The following is a 16,888-nucleotide window of genomic DNA, read 5'->3' on the forward strand; positions in this document are numbered from 1 at the left end:
CGGTTGTGGTTAGCGTGACATAGTCCTCTTTACTGAGTTGCTCATTCCAAACAGAAGCATCTCCTCCCTGCCAATCTGCTACAACATCTGGATTATCGGCATCTTTCAACAAGCGGCGACTGACAGAAAGAGCAACTCCAGTAAGAGCAATGCTGTCGGTCTGGACTAAGCCTGCCGTATCGTAGTGGCTAATGCACTGCCCTGCGAGGTTGTGGGCCTTTTCCGCTTCTGTGTTACTCGCATACACAAATCGCTCTGTGATACGGGCGGTCCCTCCTGTAACTTGCTCTGTGATACTCAGTGGACGACCTGGTAATGATACATTCTCATATTGCCAAGTTCGAGTCACCGCTTGGCTAGTGTCCTCCAAGCCGTCGGCAGCTGTACTTATATTATTGACGGCAATGAAAGCTCGTCCTGCGGCATCGCTGAGACTAACTGAGGTGCCATTATCTACGCCCTGAGTACGTAGAACGTGACCTGCAAGGTCAGTCAAGTAGTGGAAGTTTGCCTTTCCGCTCTGGTGCAAACGAGGGTCTGCACTTTACTCTAGAGAGCCACGAATATTGTACTGATGATGCGTAATGCGTGCCTGTGTCGTAGTTGGCTCATCAGGGTGGCGGTAGTATGCGATATCACGCACTGACAGCCCACGGTTATCTAAAACCGTGACTGAGGGAGTATTGCTGAATAAGGATGTATTCATAGTATCTTCCTGTTAACATTTTACAACTTTTTAAGACAAGGTAGGGAGAACAAGCGGCCAGAGATAACCCTGACCGCTTGACCTACTCAGCTCCTTCTTTCTCTTCGAAAATAGCGCCTGACTTAACTATTCATATCAACCATTTGAGCATCTACTGCCGCATCTGGATGTTCAAAAGAAAAATAGCTAGCTTCTGACACATATTTCCCTTTCCGTTCAGGTGCAAATGGTCTGTTTTATACACTGCATGCTATTGCTTCCTCTTAAAGAAGGCTTTGTTAAGTACAAGTCAAATTTTCGAAAGGATATTCCATTATAATCTTAACGCTTTCCTAAATAGGGTTTAAAATTACTTCGTGGAATTTTTGTAATGAAAGAGATTTCCTCATCACCAAGTGGTCCATGGTTTAGCGCGATAATTGATGATTGATTTATATCAGAATGATTTGTCAATAATGTATATTCCATGTTTTTCTCACGTCCTTTTGGTGCTGGCACAATCTTTTTATTAATTATTTTCGACTCAAAAAGTTCCATTGATATCTCATAGAGCGGAGCTCCAGAGCTTTGCCCACCCGCGGCTGTATTTATCGCTGTCGATACCCAAACGGTAGAACGGTCTTTCGTGTATTTTATGTAAGTGGATAGATCGCGTAATTTAGGTGCTGCGCCCCATTTATCAATATTATCAATAAGGTGTTTTGGTAACCCACTTGTATCTTTGCTTCCAGTAAAGATACTAGCAAACTTCCGAGCCTGCTCAGTGTCAAGAGGAACCCATGCTTTGAATCCTTCGGGCAACTGCTCATAGGTTCGTCCATCAGCACGATATAGAGTGAATTTTTTCGCCCTATTTAACACCGAATCTCCGGTGCTTTCGGCCTCGGCTGATATTGAAGAAGCAGGAGGCGACACAGAAGATATATTCAGATCATCCGGAATCTGTTGGTTTGTTGAAAGAGGTGTTTTCCCCTGCGTCATTAAAGGTAACTCGTTTGATGAAACGGAGAAGTTTCTCCTCTGAAAATGAGGTCTAGGAGATGGTGATGAACTGCCCTCTGTTTGATTTTGAAGCTGTAATTTTTTTATTCTCTCAGAAATTGATGTACCACGAACAGGTGCCAATCCATCAATATCTTCCAACGTCACAGGATTATTCCTTACCATCCTATACAGATTTAACCCATCTATGGTGCCTGCCGGGTCCGAGCTTAGCCATCTGCCCACCCACGGCTGGTAGTATCGGTAACCGTAGTAGTACAACCCTGTCGCATCACGCTCTTTGCCTGAGTAGCGGACCGTTTTATAATTCACTTCCACTTGGCTCCGTGCCGTTAAAATAGCGGTTCCACCATACGGATAATACTCTTCCATACTGATGACATGGCCACTACTGTCTACCTCTAGAGCGCAGCTACCGATGAGGCTGTCGTAACTGTATCTTACTTGGTTATTATCTATTTCTCCTGGCTTGCCCTTTTCCCAGTGTAACACTCGTACCTGAGCCCGACCGGCCTCACCTATAGTAATAACCTGCAAGTTTTCCGTTTCTGTGCTGCCCTGCGCGACACTGCGTAACTCTATCCCTGGTAAATAAAGTGCCCGCACTGTCTGTACAGTGTTTGCTGCCTTTTGTTTACTGACTTTTAATAGGCGTTGGCTGCCGGCATCATAACGATAGCTCTCTACGTCATCCGTATCACCATCGCGTATTACTGGCGTTGCCTTCAGCAATTCATTGCGCGGTGTCCAGATAAGGTGTTGTCCTAATTGCAGTTGGTTTTGTTGACCGCCCACGGTAAAGAACCCATCAACGTCCGAAACGTTTTCCGTCAGCGTACTCTGTACACTTCGGTTACTGCTGTCGCTTACGGTCATCGTGGTTGTATAGTTATTACCCGTTGCCAGCGAACTGTGCTTGACCTGTGTCAGGTTACCCACCTCGTCATAAGTATAAGTGCGAGTGTAGTTTGTATACGCTGAGCTGTCTGAAGAGAAGGGGATTATTGCGGACGGTAAGTGACTGTTTTTCTGACCAGCATTGGCCATTTCACGACCAGTCGCCTTGACCAATTGATAGAGGCTATCGTAAGTATAAGTATTTTCCGGTTCGACTTTCTGATTACGCCAGAAGCGTGTCTCTTCTGCGTCGTTATTGATTTTCAACACATTGCCTACTGGATCATACTCATAACGAAGGTCTTGTAATACCTTCGCACCAAGAGCATACCCTGTCGGGCGCTCTGTTCTTATCCCGATTAAACGCTGCGTTTCTGGCTCATATGAGTATGTCGTGACCACACCGTTACCCTGCTCTTCACGCAGCTTTTGTCCTGCCGCTGAATACGTCAAGGATTTTACAATAGTTTGTTCTGCTTTCCCTTTCAGGGTCAGCCAACTGCCTGACATCAAGCCCGATACATCGTACGCTACACGTTGTACATTGCCTTTCGTATCAGTCGTGGTCAGTACTGCACCAGTAGCGTCCCCTATGGTTAGGGTCGTATGGCTTTCGTTACTGAGCTGGTCATTCCAAACAGAAGCATCTCCTCCCTGCCAATCTGCTACAACATCTGGATTATCGGCATCTTTCAACAAGCGGCGACTGACAGAAAGAGCAACTCCAGTAAGAGCAATGCTGTCGGTCTGGACTAAGCCTGCCGTATCGTAGTGGCTAATGCACTGCCCTGCGAGGTTGTGGGCCTTTTCCGCTTCTGTGTTACTCGCATACACAAATCGCTCTGTGATACGGGCGGTCCCTCCTGTAACTTGCTCTGTGATACTCAGTGGACGACCTGGTAATGATACATTCTCATATTGCCAAGTTTGAGTCACCGCTTGGCTAGTGTCCTCCAAGCCGTCGGCAGCTGTACTTATATTATTGACGGCAATGAAAGCTCGTCCTGCGGCATCGCTGAGACTAACTGAGGTGCCATTATCTACGCCCTGAGTACGTAGAACGTGACCTGCAAGGTCAGTCAAGTAGTGGAAGTTTGCCTTTCCGCTCTGGTGCAAACGAGGGTCTGCACTTTGCTCTAGAGAGCCACGAGTATTGTACTGATGATGCGTAATGCGAGCCTGTGTCGTAGTTGGCTCATCAGGGTGGCGGTAGTATGCGATATCACGCACTGACAGCCCACGGTTATCTAAAACCGTGACTGAGGGGGTATTGCTGAATAAGGATGTATTCATAGTATCTTCCTGTTAACATTTTACAACTTTTTAAGATGAGATAAGGTAGGGAAAACAGGCGGCCAGAGATAACCCTGACCGTTTGGGGGCGAGTTGGGAATATTTTCAATTCCTATTGTGGCTTAGCATCCCATCTCAATTGGACTGTTCTTAACCTTGCGCAGTATCATTCTCGTCTTCACTGACAACGAACCACGGCGTAGTGAGTGTCCGTCGTAAGCCTCCTTTTGCAGTTTCGACTTGCCACACGCGACCTAATGGGTCGTAGTAGTGAGTATCTGCATACAAGTCTTGTCGGGCACTATCATCACGAAGGTATTTCCAGCTATCCAGAAAGTAAGGTTGGAACGTCCGGATAGCTTGTCCTTTGTTGTCATACTCCGTCTTACCAGACACCGCCCAGCGAAAGTTCGTGTTAGCCAGTAATGGATTTCCCGCCTCGTCTGTGACAAGCGAACCGTCATCTTGTCGCTGCAAAGCCTCTCCATCAACTTGACGAACTGTTGTTTGCAGTGTACGACCAAACCCATCCGCAAATACAGCGGTCTGTCGAACCTGCTGAGCAGCGTCGGTGTCATACCTGTCTGTGGTCAGCGTGACAACATGTGGCGGCAATTTTTCCTCTCCCTCCCACGTCCAACTTTCAGGAATGTAAGTCATACTCAGGTACACTGGTAAAGGAGCCGTTAAACTTAAAGCGCTATCTACCGTTTTGGGTGGCGTAAACGCTTTGTCGCTGTATCCCACGGTTTGACTATTTTCCGTACCACTAAAGCGAGCAGAAGTGACACGCCCTAGAGCATCGAACGTTACAACCTTCTGGTTATCATTCGCATCCGTTGTGCAAACCGGAGTCAAAAATCGCCAATCATAGTCCGCGGTAGTCGTTAACCCCGCTGCATCTTGTATTTTTATCACGGCACAGTCGTAAGTATCTCGAGTGACGGTTGTACCCCCTGTCAGCAACGTATCTCGGTAAGAGCTAGGAAGGAAAAAATGCTCAAAGTCATCATACGTGGGGTAACCTTGTCGTACAGTCCAAAGCGTCAACTCTGTCTCGGTAGAGCGAGGGAACAAGTACGCTGACGATGTGTATCCAGCTTGAACAAGGGTGTTCGAGTCAACATAAGCAGAAAGCTCGTCAACCATTGCCTTATCTAAGGTTGCTCCTTCATTGAATGCGACCAATGGTGGGAACGCAGGCAAAAGATTTGTCTCATTACCATCAATATCTAAATACCAAGTTTGTTGTTGACCTACGAAGGTTGCCGCATTATCAGCCAAAAGGTCGCTATCTGACTGCAACGCCTCTAACGTTAATCCATCCTCAGGAACCTTAGTTGCCGGATATTCAAATGCATCTTCGCGTGTCGCATTAGGGAGCCCATGGAACCAAATACCCTGACTAACATCCTGTAATAAATGCGTGCTGTACTGAGCTTGCGTGAGGCGCAACTTTTGTTGCTGTGTATCGAAGCTATCAGCAAACAGGGTCTCAGGTAAGCTATCAGGATATGGACTGTCTGTGGGTTGGATACGACGCGGGTAGTGGATATTAACTTGATTCAACGGCCTTCCATACTCATCACTGCTCATTAACACTTGTTGAGTGCACTGAGGGTCACTGATGACGCGTTCGTAATAATAGCTGCGATGCTCAATCTCATGAGGCCAAACAACCGGAAAGTCGCTGCTTGCATCAATTAAACGTACTTGTGGGCGAACTTCTGTTACTGTGTACGGTACGTCTACCTGGTTACTGTTGTCATCACCGTACAATTCACTACGTAATAACATGCCCTTCAGCCCACGGTTTAGCCAAAACAATGTACTATCATCGGGAGTCAGCGTCTGTTCATTGTCGCCGCTACCACTGGTAAAGCGAGGGGTATATCCATTAAAAGCAGCACTGTCACCTAACCAAAACTCCTTCACTAATGCCTTGTCTACTTCAGATAAACCTGTCGCGTACCAACTCCGAGTGATAGTCGGCATGCTGATTTCTGCCGCACTGCCTTGCGCGGTCAGAATATCGGTATCGTAAACTTCAACAAAACCAAACCCACGGAACTCCTTCTCACGGCCATCCCAGACTCCATGTCGATAGCTAGCGGTGCTAACCAAACGATTACCGGTGACTTCATCGGTGATCTCTGTGCATTGCAGAGTATGCAGTGGAAATGGCAGATAACATGCAGGAGTTGGAAGCGCTTGCGCCAAACAGTTTGCCTTTTCATCCAGCCAATATTGGGCAGAACTTCGGTAAGTTAATGTATGATTTGCCCCCATATTATTGTTCATTCCTTTCAGGAGCCAAGGCTTAGCCTCTGATAAATGGCACACCCAATGTTGCACTGTGAGATGAGGAATGGTCATAATTAGGCTGGCAACGCCCAAGCCTGTGATGTCAGCCAGTTGTAAAGTACATGTACGATCATACTGAGTACCTTCAGGCAACGATACACGGAATGCTTCAGCAAACTGGTTGCCACTCTGATTGAGATAAATCAGGAGGTGGTCATGTTGTGCATATATTAGGTCGGTGGTACCAGAGCCATCGATGTCTGCTAGATAAAGTTGAGCGGGGTTAAAACTATCTCCAGGTTGACTAAACCCAGACATCTCGATGGGTTCGCCAAAGCCACCATGTCCCAAATTGGGCCAATAACGAACGCTATCTGCACAAATTTCCACTAAATGCTGTTGACCACTCCCCGCCATATCACTAAAAGCGACTAACGTTTGTTGATCACCATTCACAATAGGCAGCGTGATACCAGCTGATTGGGCCACCGTTTGCGCCTGTTGCCAGCCGTCGCTTGTACCATTGTATAGACGCACACTTCGGGGGCCAATGAGCACCATGTCCATCAATCCAGAGCCTGTGATGTCAGCTAATTGAGTTTGAGGGTGAGCAAACTCCGTCGGTAAAGCCGATAACGGTGTGAAGGTTTGCCATTCTCGTTCCGGCGTTCGCTTATAATGCCCAGACATGCTCGGACTTGTCACGCCCCATTCAAGATACCCATCTCCGTCAAGGTCCATAAGCATTCCTCCGCTTTGCAAGGAAGGAATGGATGGCAGAGGAGATGAGCACTCCCAAGTCACTGCATCCTGAGATCCCCCTGTTTGGCGAACTGGCGCTCGATACCACCATGCTCCCGAATCTTGATACAAAATCCCCGCCATACCTTCACCGTGCAAGTCAACCATCTGCCAAGGTTGTAATGCATTCAGGTTGCTCATATCGTGACGAGGCTGCCAAGTAGCTTCCGTTGGTGGGGTAAATTCTTGCCAATCGAATGTCAGAGGAGGAAGCGCACACATTATGCCCGCTGGCTCATAAGCCACTTGACGCAGCGAAGCCAACGTCGTGACCGACAAGTTTTCGTTATACTCCAAAAGCAGTCTGGTAACTAACGTCATGCCATCACCAGTATTTTCCTCTCCGTTCAGAGCCGTCACATCGTGATACATTAATACTTGTCTACAAAGGCGACGCGTACGCAGTTCAAAGCCGAGCTCCCAACTAGAAAACATATCCTGTCGGCACAACCAATTCCCCTCCCCCGGAGCAAGCCAAGAGGGTTCGCTATTCACATCCAATCCCCGCTCTCCATAGTCCAAGACCAATGCAAACAACCAATCAGAAGGAATTGGAGAAGCACTGATGGCCGGTAGAGTACGCCCCGCTTTTTTGTTGCCATACCAAATCGCGACTGGATAACGCTGAGCTGCTGAATCTGAGTGAGTGGCGATTTCACTAGGATTGCACGAGGTGTCATCTTCAGCTCGGTACTGCCAGAATATTTGCTCACCCGTAGCAGATACGGATGACTCAATTAACCAAACCGCGCTCTGGCTCGGAACCGCAGAGTGATTAATGCGAGCCTGTTCCTGATATCCCAGTAAGTGTACTTGGCCATCAGAGGTGTAGATCACCCAAAAAGTGGTCGCAGCACTCGAAGAGGACACCCAATACTCCAAACGACTAAAATCTGTTTCGGTTCGGGAGCGGTAGGCATGGACCGTAAAGCTCTCACCAAGAGACTCTCCTAATAAAGTACTGGCTTGACGGATTTCGGGAGTTCCTCCGCTCATGACTGGCACCAATACCTCTCCATCTGGGCCGACGAAAGAGTCAGTACCATCATAATGTGGCACCCCTTTATTTGTGCGAAGTCGGATAGACATCACATTGATGTTCCAACCCATTCCGAACGGACTGTTGCCAGCACGGCTATGATAGCTCAATTGCAAAGAAGGGGCGAAACCACGCCCAGCGCTGATTGGCAGTGGAATACTGAGCGTTGCGGCACCGTCCGGACCAGCTCCGGCGATGTCTCCTTTCAGCCCACCAATACTCCCTCCTCCTGCAGGCAGAGTAGGGGTTTCCAGTTTCAGATTATTTATATTTTGCATAAATTGATCCAACCTTCCCCATCGAGATGGGGAAGGTCTGGCTCCATGGTTAGTCAGTAAGGATGGTGTAGCGGATGTGCAGCACGATGTCGTTCAGGCTTTGCAGAATGCTCCGTTGTTTACCAGTATCCCCAGCATGTGGGAATGACAAGGTTAACTTGGCACTGCCGTCACCATTGATCGGCAACCCTTCAAACGGCAGGTATTTGCTGTCATTGAAGTCCAGCTGGAATTGGCCGCTGTCGTTGATGCCATGTGAGATCGCGGTGTGCGTACAGCTTTGATGGATGCCGTTGCCATTGCCGCTGTAGCCTAACACCGCCTGAATATCTTCATACGGCCCCAATAGTGCTGGTAGCGACACGCTGATTTGTTTGATGCGACGAACCGAACTGCCACTGTTACTCAGCATAGCGTCAGGGTAATCATCTGCGATAGCCAACGCATTCAAGTCGATACTTGCAGTGAATACCTTTGATTCGGTACCCATTATTTCTACCATTTCCAAGGTGTGCGGCTGTAATGAGGACACTGCATCGTTCAACACCTGGTTGACTTCGGCATTAAATCCGGCACTATCCACTCCCATTTCCTTTGCCATCGAAACCGTACGATTCACTTCTAATGCTCGTCCATCCCACTCTAGATAAGCCGATTCCATCTGAGCTAAGTTCAACAACAATGCTTCACCGCTCAGCAATCCTGCATGGTTACCATCCCAAGCGCCGGGTTGGATAAAGAAAGAAGGATCTTGAGTTTCCCATTGGTAACCCAGCTCCGCCCTCATACAACGGGCAACCGTCAAATCGTAGAATTGGTAGAACACCGCAGACAAACGGCCTTGCATCCAGCTGTACAGTTCAACATTGCTGAATTTAGTCTTGAGAAAGTCCAACTGAGTTTGAGTTTGTGCCTGTTGGGCCGCTACATAGTCTCTCTGTAATTGAGCCGCTTCTAGTTGAACGGCTAAGCTATGTTGTTGTGCCTCCAATTGCGCGCATTCATGTGCAGCACTATCTCGTTGGATAGACCACTCTTGTTGACGACGGCGATATTGCTCAGTCATCGAGTGCGCGTCGGCGGCGGTTGCCAACCCTATAGCACTAATGTCCATACCCGAAGCGATCGCTGAGGTAACAGCGCCCCAGCGACTTCCCCCCACGGCCATACCAAAGACATTTGGCGCCAGAGGTAACAGCGCCCCAGCGACTTCCCCCCACGGCCATACCAAAGACATTTGGCGCCATATCCAGAACCGCCCCTGCGGAACGCATTGCGTTAGCTGCCACAGACATCGAGCTGGAGGCGATGCGTTCGTTAATACTTTGACGTTCAATAGTACTAATACCTTCATTTAACAACTCTTGATAGCTATCGCGTCGTGTTGTAGCGGCATCTAAGCTGGCAGACAAGACTTTTTGTTCGGCTTGTAACTGCTCGATGGTTTTGTCCTGCAACTGTTGGCTGTACTGCATCAGTTCTTGTGCTTGTGTTTGCAGTAGCGCATTGAGGGCTTCACTATCTTTGCGTTCCAACACAGAAGATAACGTACTACCATATTGGATCAGTTGACCAACTAGGTTACGAGCACTCTCCAACATGACAGGAAAGCGTTGAATCGATATTGCTGCGTTGTTTGGCAGAGCATCAGAACCTCCTGCACTGGCGGCAGCGGCATTCTGCAGAGCCTTCGGATCAGCCGGCGCGGCAAACAGAGGCAGGGTTAATGGTTGACCGTCAATACTCAGATTGTGGCGCAGATTGAACAGACGCAGCTCCAATGTTTGCCAATAACCTTTCAGTTTGTCATTTTGGCTAGGTAAGAACAGCGCAGTCAATGAATTAGCAGTGCGCGCCTCCAGAGTCGTTAACTCTGAGGTCTCTCCTCGCACCAGACGTTCCATCAGCATCAAGCTTTGTTGCATCGTGGTGTCACTGGCTGCCTGCGACAATGTCGGATTGCTCCAATTGCCTTGCTCAGGCAAGTCCGGTTGCGGCCCCAGTAACTGCAGTGCACTCAGATACCACATCTTAGCTTCAGCTAAGGTATCGCGTTCTAGTTGACGATAAGCCATATCACCACGAGCGATGAGCAAATCCAATAGCTTCATGAAGGTGGTAACCTTGTAGTGCATCGGGTCAGCTTGCGCTACCACATCCGGGTCCGTACTATCAGCTTGTGTTTCATCCCAGGCGGTATCTTCTTCCAGTGGACGAGAGTTCCATTGACGATCCACATGATGGCGCTCTGGGAATTTACCTTCCAGATAACCCTCTGGACTGAATATGTATTTCAGCCAACGCTCGGCTTCTTCAAAATTCTGTGATTGCAGTAATTTTTCAGCAACCATCATTGGTGTGTAGTAAAACAGTTCCCAGAAATACAAGCCGTTGGCACCATTGAAGTCCATTGGTTCAGTTTTATCCTGCAGGGCCTGTGCACTATCAAGGCCTTCAAACAACTCGCCTTTCAGATACCAACCTTTTGGTGCCAAGTCGTCCGTATCTTCGGTACGATCAAATAATATGCGTCCTGTCCATCCACTTTGATATTGAGCTTTAACATATAAATGATCCTTATCACCGTAGGCATCCGGATGCCTAGAGAGGAAAAATTGTACCTCTGTTTTCTGATCCTTACTCAATGTCCCAGAGGCAACCGGAAACGCGTCCAAACCTTTAAAAACTTCAATATTGTATATGGTAAATTCTTTTGAATTCCCATGAATCTGTGGATCGTACGGTTCAAAAACTAATTTTACATAAGTCCCATCCCCTAACTTAGGCTCCGGTAATTGTTGTGTATCCCAACTCAATACATTATCTAGCCCTGACTGTGCACGCATCACGAGTTCATGTGCAAACAGCGTGTTAAGCCGAGTACGCTTGGGGTGAGTGTTATTTTCCAAATATGAAGCTTGGTTGTCACCGTTGACGATCACAATATTATCCGTGGGATTGGTGATGACGGCATCGGTTTTGGTTACATTTATCTTGAAATCTTTCTCGTACACCAAAACCTTATCCTGCCTCACCGTCAAGGTTCTAGTTTGCTCCAAGCCGTCACCATGAATATCGAAAGAGTAATCCTTGCTAATGTCTGTCGTGGCATCATTTCTTAACGTTATCTCTTCTTCACCCCAAGAGTAAGTATATTCTCGGCCTGGTATATATTGGGTATGACCTAAACGGAAATGCTGTTTCCAACTCTGTTGAGGCCCACCTGTGTAGTCAGCAACAACTGACGCTCGCGCGTACCGGGTAAAATGACCACCAGTATTCGACCAAGGAATCGATAACTCTAAGCCATCAATAACATGTGTTCTCGCAGGTCCAGCTGGTATTATTCTTGCCGCTCCCTCAAAATATATGGTTATGGAACCAGGATTATTTCCAAAGGCGTCAGGATATGTTGTGATTACTGTCCTAAGTCTAAACCTAAAGCTATGATCAACCTTAGTAACAGTTACCTCAAGTGAGTCTACATTAAATTCAGTTCCGACATCCTCCTCAATTTCCTCGTACTCCAACACAGCATCCGGCTCAGAAGATAAATCTGTAATCTGAATCACTGCTTGCGCGGTATATGACAGCTCAATCGGAAGGTTTAGGTTGTCCACACCTTCATCCACAATATCGACATTATTGACGACTAACCACTCAGGCTCCGTCGTATCACTTGGAGTAGACGGCGTAACGTTAACAGCATACGATACTGCATTGATATAGCGAATCAATTTGTTCGGCTTATAGCGGTTGTTCAAGTTATGTGAGTAAAGCGAGTAAATAGAGCTCCAAGCCTCCCCTGTAATTAACTCATTTTCCATGTTGTTGTAGATAAACCCACCATAAGCAGGACCTTCAACGCCGATTCCATCATAATTATTAGGAACAAGCGAAGGATCATACAACATGAACAAAATTGCATCTTGCAACGAATGGTAGGACAGATACAGATTAAATTTAGGTTGCTCATGGTCAAAGAAGCTTTCCGGAATATCAGGTAACATAAAACTCATCGCCGGCGCCCAGCTACCATTGATTTTCCGGTGGCTCAACTGCAAGATGTATTGTGCCTTTAGATTCGGCTCACCACTCGGCTCACCACTCGGAGCGCCCTCGTCCGAAACCATTTGCTGCGAGACCCAAGCGATATACAGCCGGTTATTGAAGAGAACCGGACGCACTTCATCGTTGATTGGGGTGATTTGACCTTGAATTTCTTCCCAGTCAGTCCAAGCGGAAGCTAGATAACCACCCACTCCATCGCCAGAGTCATGATTCAAGCTGCGCCAGTAGTAACGATAAGGAGTCGCGGTGCTGCGACCAACAAAATAACTTAAGCCTTTGTTCAGTTCTGCCGCATGGTGGTAACCGCACAGCACTTTTAGGTTAGCTATACCTTCAAAACCGTTAAGATAATTGGAATACGCCGTTTCGACCGAGTCTTTATTCAACTGGCTCTGATTCAACTCATTAAGCAATTCGCCTTGAAGACCACTTTGATTATAACGCAACGTCGGGTCAATGTAGTTTTCCGGGTAATAAGCTAATTTGGATACGCCAGCCCAAGTGCTGTAGCGTTTGTTATACGAATTCCATTGAGTAAAGAAAGCCTCCACCAATTGATTTCGGTCAACACTCTCCTCAAGCCCTTGTAGGCAACGATTGATGTACAACTGAACACTGGAGATGGCTTCAGCGAGACGGGTTGTTGTGATTTGCCCGCTCACTTGATTGTCAATCAGAAGATAATCAAATAGCTCGTCACGATTCTTTATGGATATGCTGCTAGGTAAAGAAGGAGCTACGGTATTTATGAAATAAGCACACAGAGCGGTACTGAGCGATTCACCAAGTAGAATGTTCATCTGGTTCCGTTTGGAAGAATCCGTCATACCAGCTACAAGCGCTCCAGTAAGATTTTGCCATTCAGAGTAAGGTTGATCAATTTCGCTGTTCAACAAATCGCCTAGAGCTTGGACCGACAACCCTAGACTGACTGATTGATCCAACCATTCCATCATAAAGACGGCTTGACTGGCGTTTAGGTTAGCCGAGTCGGCACCTACACACTTGGCGGCCTCTGCTACTTCACTTTCTGGCATATCTAACCAACGGGCGAGCACTGCAGTATCAAGCTGATTGGTATCCAATAGAGTCAAACATTCACTGATCGCTTCACCGGCACATAATTGTAGCGTTTTATAGCGATTTAGAGCTTGTTGGGTATTCAAGTTAAGCGCCAGCTTGTCAGTCAGATTGCTTCCTAACGTTGATGGTTTATTCACCGCCAATTTTAATGCCGCTGCGTTCAATTTCCAGTATTGAATGATAAATGCCAACTGACCTAAGGCTTGGCTGAAGGTCACCAACTGAGCACTTTCTGAAGTCGGTGTATCGATTTCGCAATAACTGACAATGGCATCACAGAAAGAAGCCATGTCGGTTAAACTCAAGCCTTGATCTACAGCAATTTGTTCTACCCACACTTGCTGCGTTATGGCGCTATCCACATTATCCAAACCAAAGGTGGCGGCGATGTGAGGTGCAAGCAATTGATGGAGAGAGTCGATTTCCGATATGGAGGCTACATTGTTCGCTTTTAGTGCTTGATACAGTGTGCGGATGAAACCATCTACTTCCGACGTCATTGTTTCGGGATAAACGTTAGTCGTCATCACGTTCAATTCTGCCACACTCAGTTGCTGTGCAACCAACCATTGACTGGTGTTGTAGATGGCATCCAAGTAGTCGGCAAGCAAAGTATTAGAGGCAAATAGCAGATCCTCTTTTTTTCCGTTCAACTGCAGCAAGCGTTGTAGTTCTTGTGGAGTTAAATCATGCATCCTTGCCCATAATCCCACACGGTACAGTGTGCTGAGGTTAGCCAGGCTGCGCGCCCAAGCAAAATCATCGTGATCCACAATAGCAGCCAGAGTTGCTAGTCCTGCATCATCGACGCCTAACGCGCGCTTTAGGACAGCGCGTTCTTGTACATACGCTGTATCATCCGGGTCAAAACTGATAGTGTCGTTAGCATCGTTGGTGGTAAACGCAACATCGTTGAGTGGTGGATTGTTAAATAGTCGGTCGAACTGGCTCAGCTCGCCCGCCGGAGCGTAGGCGTTGATGTCCGCCCCAGCCAGCACCAATGCATCGTCCTCGCTTAAGGAATAGCGCTGTTGGTATTCTAGGGCGCGGGCGGATAGTAACAACGTATTTTCAGTGATGTCGGATACTGTTGCAGCACTGCCTTGCGACAGGGCAATCAAGCTGTCCAACGCGGCGGGGGAAAGGCCGGTTTTTTGGGTGTAGCGGATAACCTTTGACAAACGAATGAGCGCAGTTGCGGAAAGACCTTGATGGGATTTAGTGTAGGTTAACGTGGACCATTCTGGGTGGTGCTCTATCTCTATCTTACCACTCATATTACCAGCCAACGGCACGAAAAATTCTAGCCAGTTCTGATAAGAATCGTACACAGCTCGCGTCTCAACGACTTTCCTATTCACTCTGACAGTTAACGAATCCCATCCCGTTGAAGTGTAATGTTTGGTGAATTTGTAAATAAATCGAATTTTATCGCCATCAACATTAGGCAACAAATTGCACTCCGAAGTGGCACCGCCCGTCCTCATCAGTGTTGAAGTATCCCACCGCAACGAGTCATCTATCACAGCAATGAAATTCCCCTCTATCGATGTATCATTGACATAGCTAGCACCATAAGTCTCAGGATTGACCGGAATTGGTTCGGTGGTGAATCTATGGCTAGAAAAGGTATTTAAGCTCTGCACAAAGCCCGGCAGGGCCAGATACGCATCCAGTTCTGCTCGGGTAATATCTACCCGCTGACAAAAATATTCTACATCAGACAATTGCTCAATATCGGCTGTACCAAAATGGCGCAGCAACGCACTGTTCAGTTCTGCCTCTTCACTTTCACTGGGAATCGGCTCCAGCAATAGCTTTCTCAGGCCCGGCGACAGGTGGTTTGCATAGGCTGTGCGGGTATTTATTGGGAAAGCACCGACACTTTGGCTCGGCGCTAGAGCTTGGGCAAGAGCTTCAAAACTGCTGTTTTGCCTTGTCAGTGCCGTTTCTATGTTGGTAAAAGGTTTGTGATACGGCAGATCAAACGGATAAGCCGTGCTGGCAAGGGAGTCGTATACCTGGTTGGCATTTTTATCAGTCCTGTTTTGAATGGTGTTCAACAGGATTTCATTGGATAGCGCCAAGGTTGTCACTTCGGTGTCTAAGCTGCTCTGACTCAGCGATAACGATTTCAGATCCGGTCGGCGTTTATCCAGATATTGCGGCTGGTCACTGGTGTGCAATTGCTTACCTTCTCGGTATAACTCGGTCAGATAAGCAGCAGGAGAAAACATCGATGCTACCGAAGATTCGGAGACGTAAGCATCGGCACGTTGACCGAACAAAGCTTCGTAATCAAGCGATTCTTGTTGCAACGAATCGATTGCTAGATGCTGCACATGTTTAAGCTGTGGGTTGGAATGGGTTAAAACTTTGCGAGTTTTCGCTTGGAGTTGTTGGCGGTAACTTTTCGCCTCACGATATACCTGTTTGGCCTCGCTCTTACTTAAACAGCCTCTGCATTGTTGAAAGAAACTAGAGAAAGTTGACGCTGCAATATCCATTGGACTGGTATAGTCCATTTTTTCTAAGGAAGCGCTATGGTGCTCAAATAATTGAGACGACGGTGATCTATTAGACATATTTAGTTCTCATCTTAGAATGATTGTTATGTAGGTAAGATACTAACCAAAAGCGCAAAGTTAAAAATCGCAAATGCGTCACATATTCAACCAACGCAAATGAAAGTTTTGTAATTAAGAAATTGCGCTGAATACTTCCCTTTTTTTCCATAGAAGACAACTATATGTCGTTGTGCAGAGGGGATAAAAATTAGTCAACAAAAGAATGGCTTTAATCAAATCACGAAGATAAAGACAATAAAACCTGAGATGAAACTGCACGAACTCAACGTACAAGTTAGCGAAACTTGAGGGAGCAGAGCAACTCCAAAATTTGTTGGTTTATGTTTATGACGAAAAAGGAACTGAAGTTGAGCTCAATATCCTTTGCATGATTGCTGACCAAACAGAACGTAATTTTGATCAAGAATGCAAGCAAGAGGCATCGCTGTCTATGCTAATCCGGTTAAAATGCGCACCAGAACTAATAAACTCCATTAATCCTTAAGGCTTATTCCTTGCTTACGTGAAAGAATGAAACACTGAGACGCTCCAAGTACACATTATAATGTGGTCTACTAAACATTTTTAACACCAGTTATGTGTGCTCAACATTAAAAACTGAAGGTGTTAAAAATAGTACCAAGCTGCTATTCACAATCGTTCCCACTAAGATAGTAATCGTAAATAAGGTTACACTGTAGTTGTCACCTCCATCTGGTACACCATACGGACTTGAGGGAACGCTCCTTCTTCGTTTTGGTTCGAAAGAGCTTTAAAAGTGCCCCTAGGCTATGTACCGTCCTAAATAAGGTTGACACATTTCCAACATGAAATTGGAGAGTGTCAT

General features: G+C 46.9%; 4 protein-coding genes and 2 pseudogenes. All 6 read right to left on the reverse strand.

The window, feature by feature from the left end; translation table 11 throughout:
• Positions 1-529 (reverse strand): annotated as a pseudogene (locus OU793_RS22525) (hypothetical protein); the annotation flags it as partial.
• A 15-nt stretch (positions 530-544) separates the two neighbouring features.
• A complete protein-coding gene (locus OU793_RS22530) occupies positions 545-706 on the reverse strand; it encodes a hypothetical protein (protein ID WP_236578081.1) in 162 nt (53 codons plus the stop codon).
• Positions 707-1,027: 321 nt separating this feature from the next.
• On the reverse strand, positions 1,028-3,898 hold the full coding sequence (locus OU793_RS22535) for an RHS repeat domain-containing protein (protein WP_159408198.1): 2,871 nt from the start codon (positions 3,896-3,898) through the stop codon (positions 1,028-1,030).
• A gap of 150 nt (positions 3,899-4,048) precedes the next feature.
• A complete protein-coding gene (locus OU793_RS22540) occupies positions 4,049-8,320 on the reverse strand; it encodes a SpvB/TcaC N-terminal domain-containing protein (protein WP_159408197.1) in 4,272 nt (1,423 codons plus the stop codon).
• Positions 8,321-8,369: 49 nt separating this feature from the next.
• A complete protein-coding gene (locus OU793_RS22545) occupies positions 8,370-9,557 on the reverse strand; it encodes a hypothetical protein (RefSeq protein WP_274647844.1) in 1,188 nt (395 codons plus the stop codon).
• A gap of 1,174 nt (positions 9,558-10,731) precedes the next feature.
• Positions 10,732-16,059: pseudogene (locus OU793_RS22550) on the reverse strand (neuraminidase-like domain-containing protein); the annotation flags it as partial.
• Positions 16,060-16,888 lie beyond the last annotated feature (829 nt).

This window comes from Vibrio sp. VP6 (assembly GCF_028823755.1).
GTDB lineage: Bacteria > Pseudomonadota > Gammaproteobacteria > Enterobacterales > Vibrionaceae > Vibrio > Vibrio parahaemolyticus.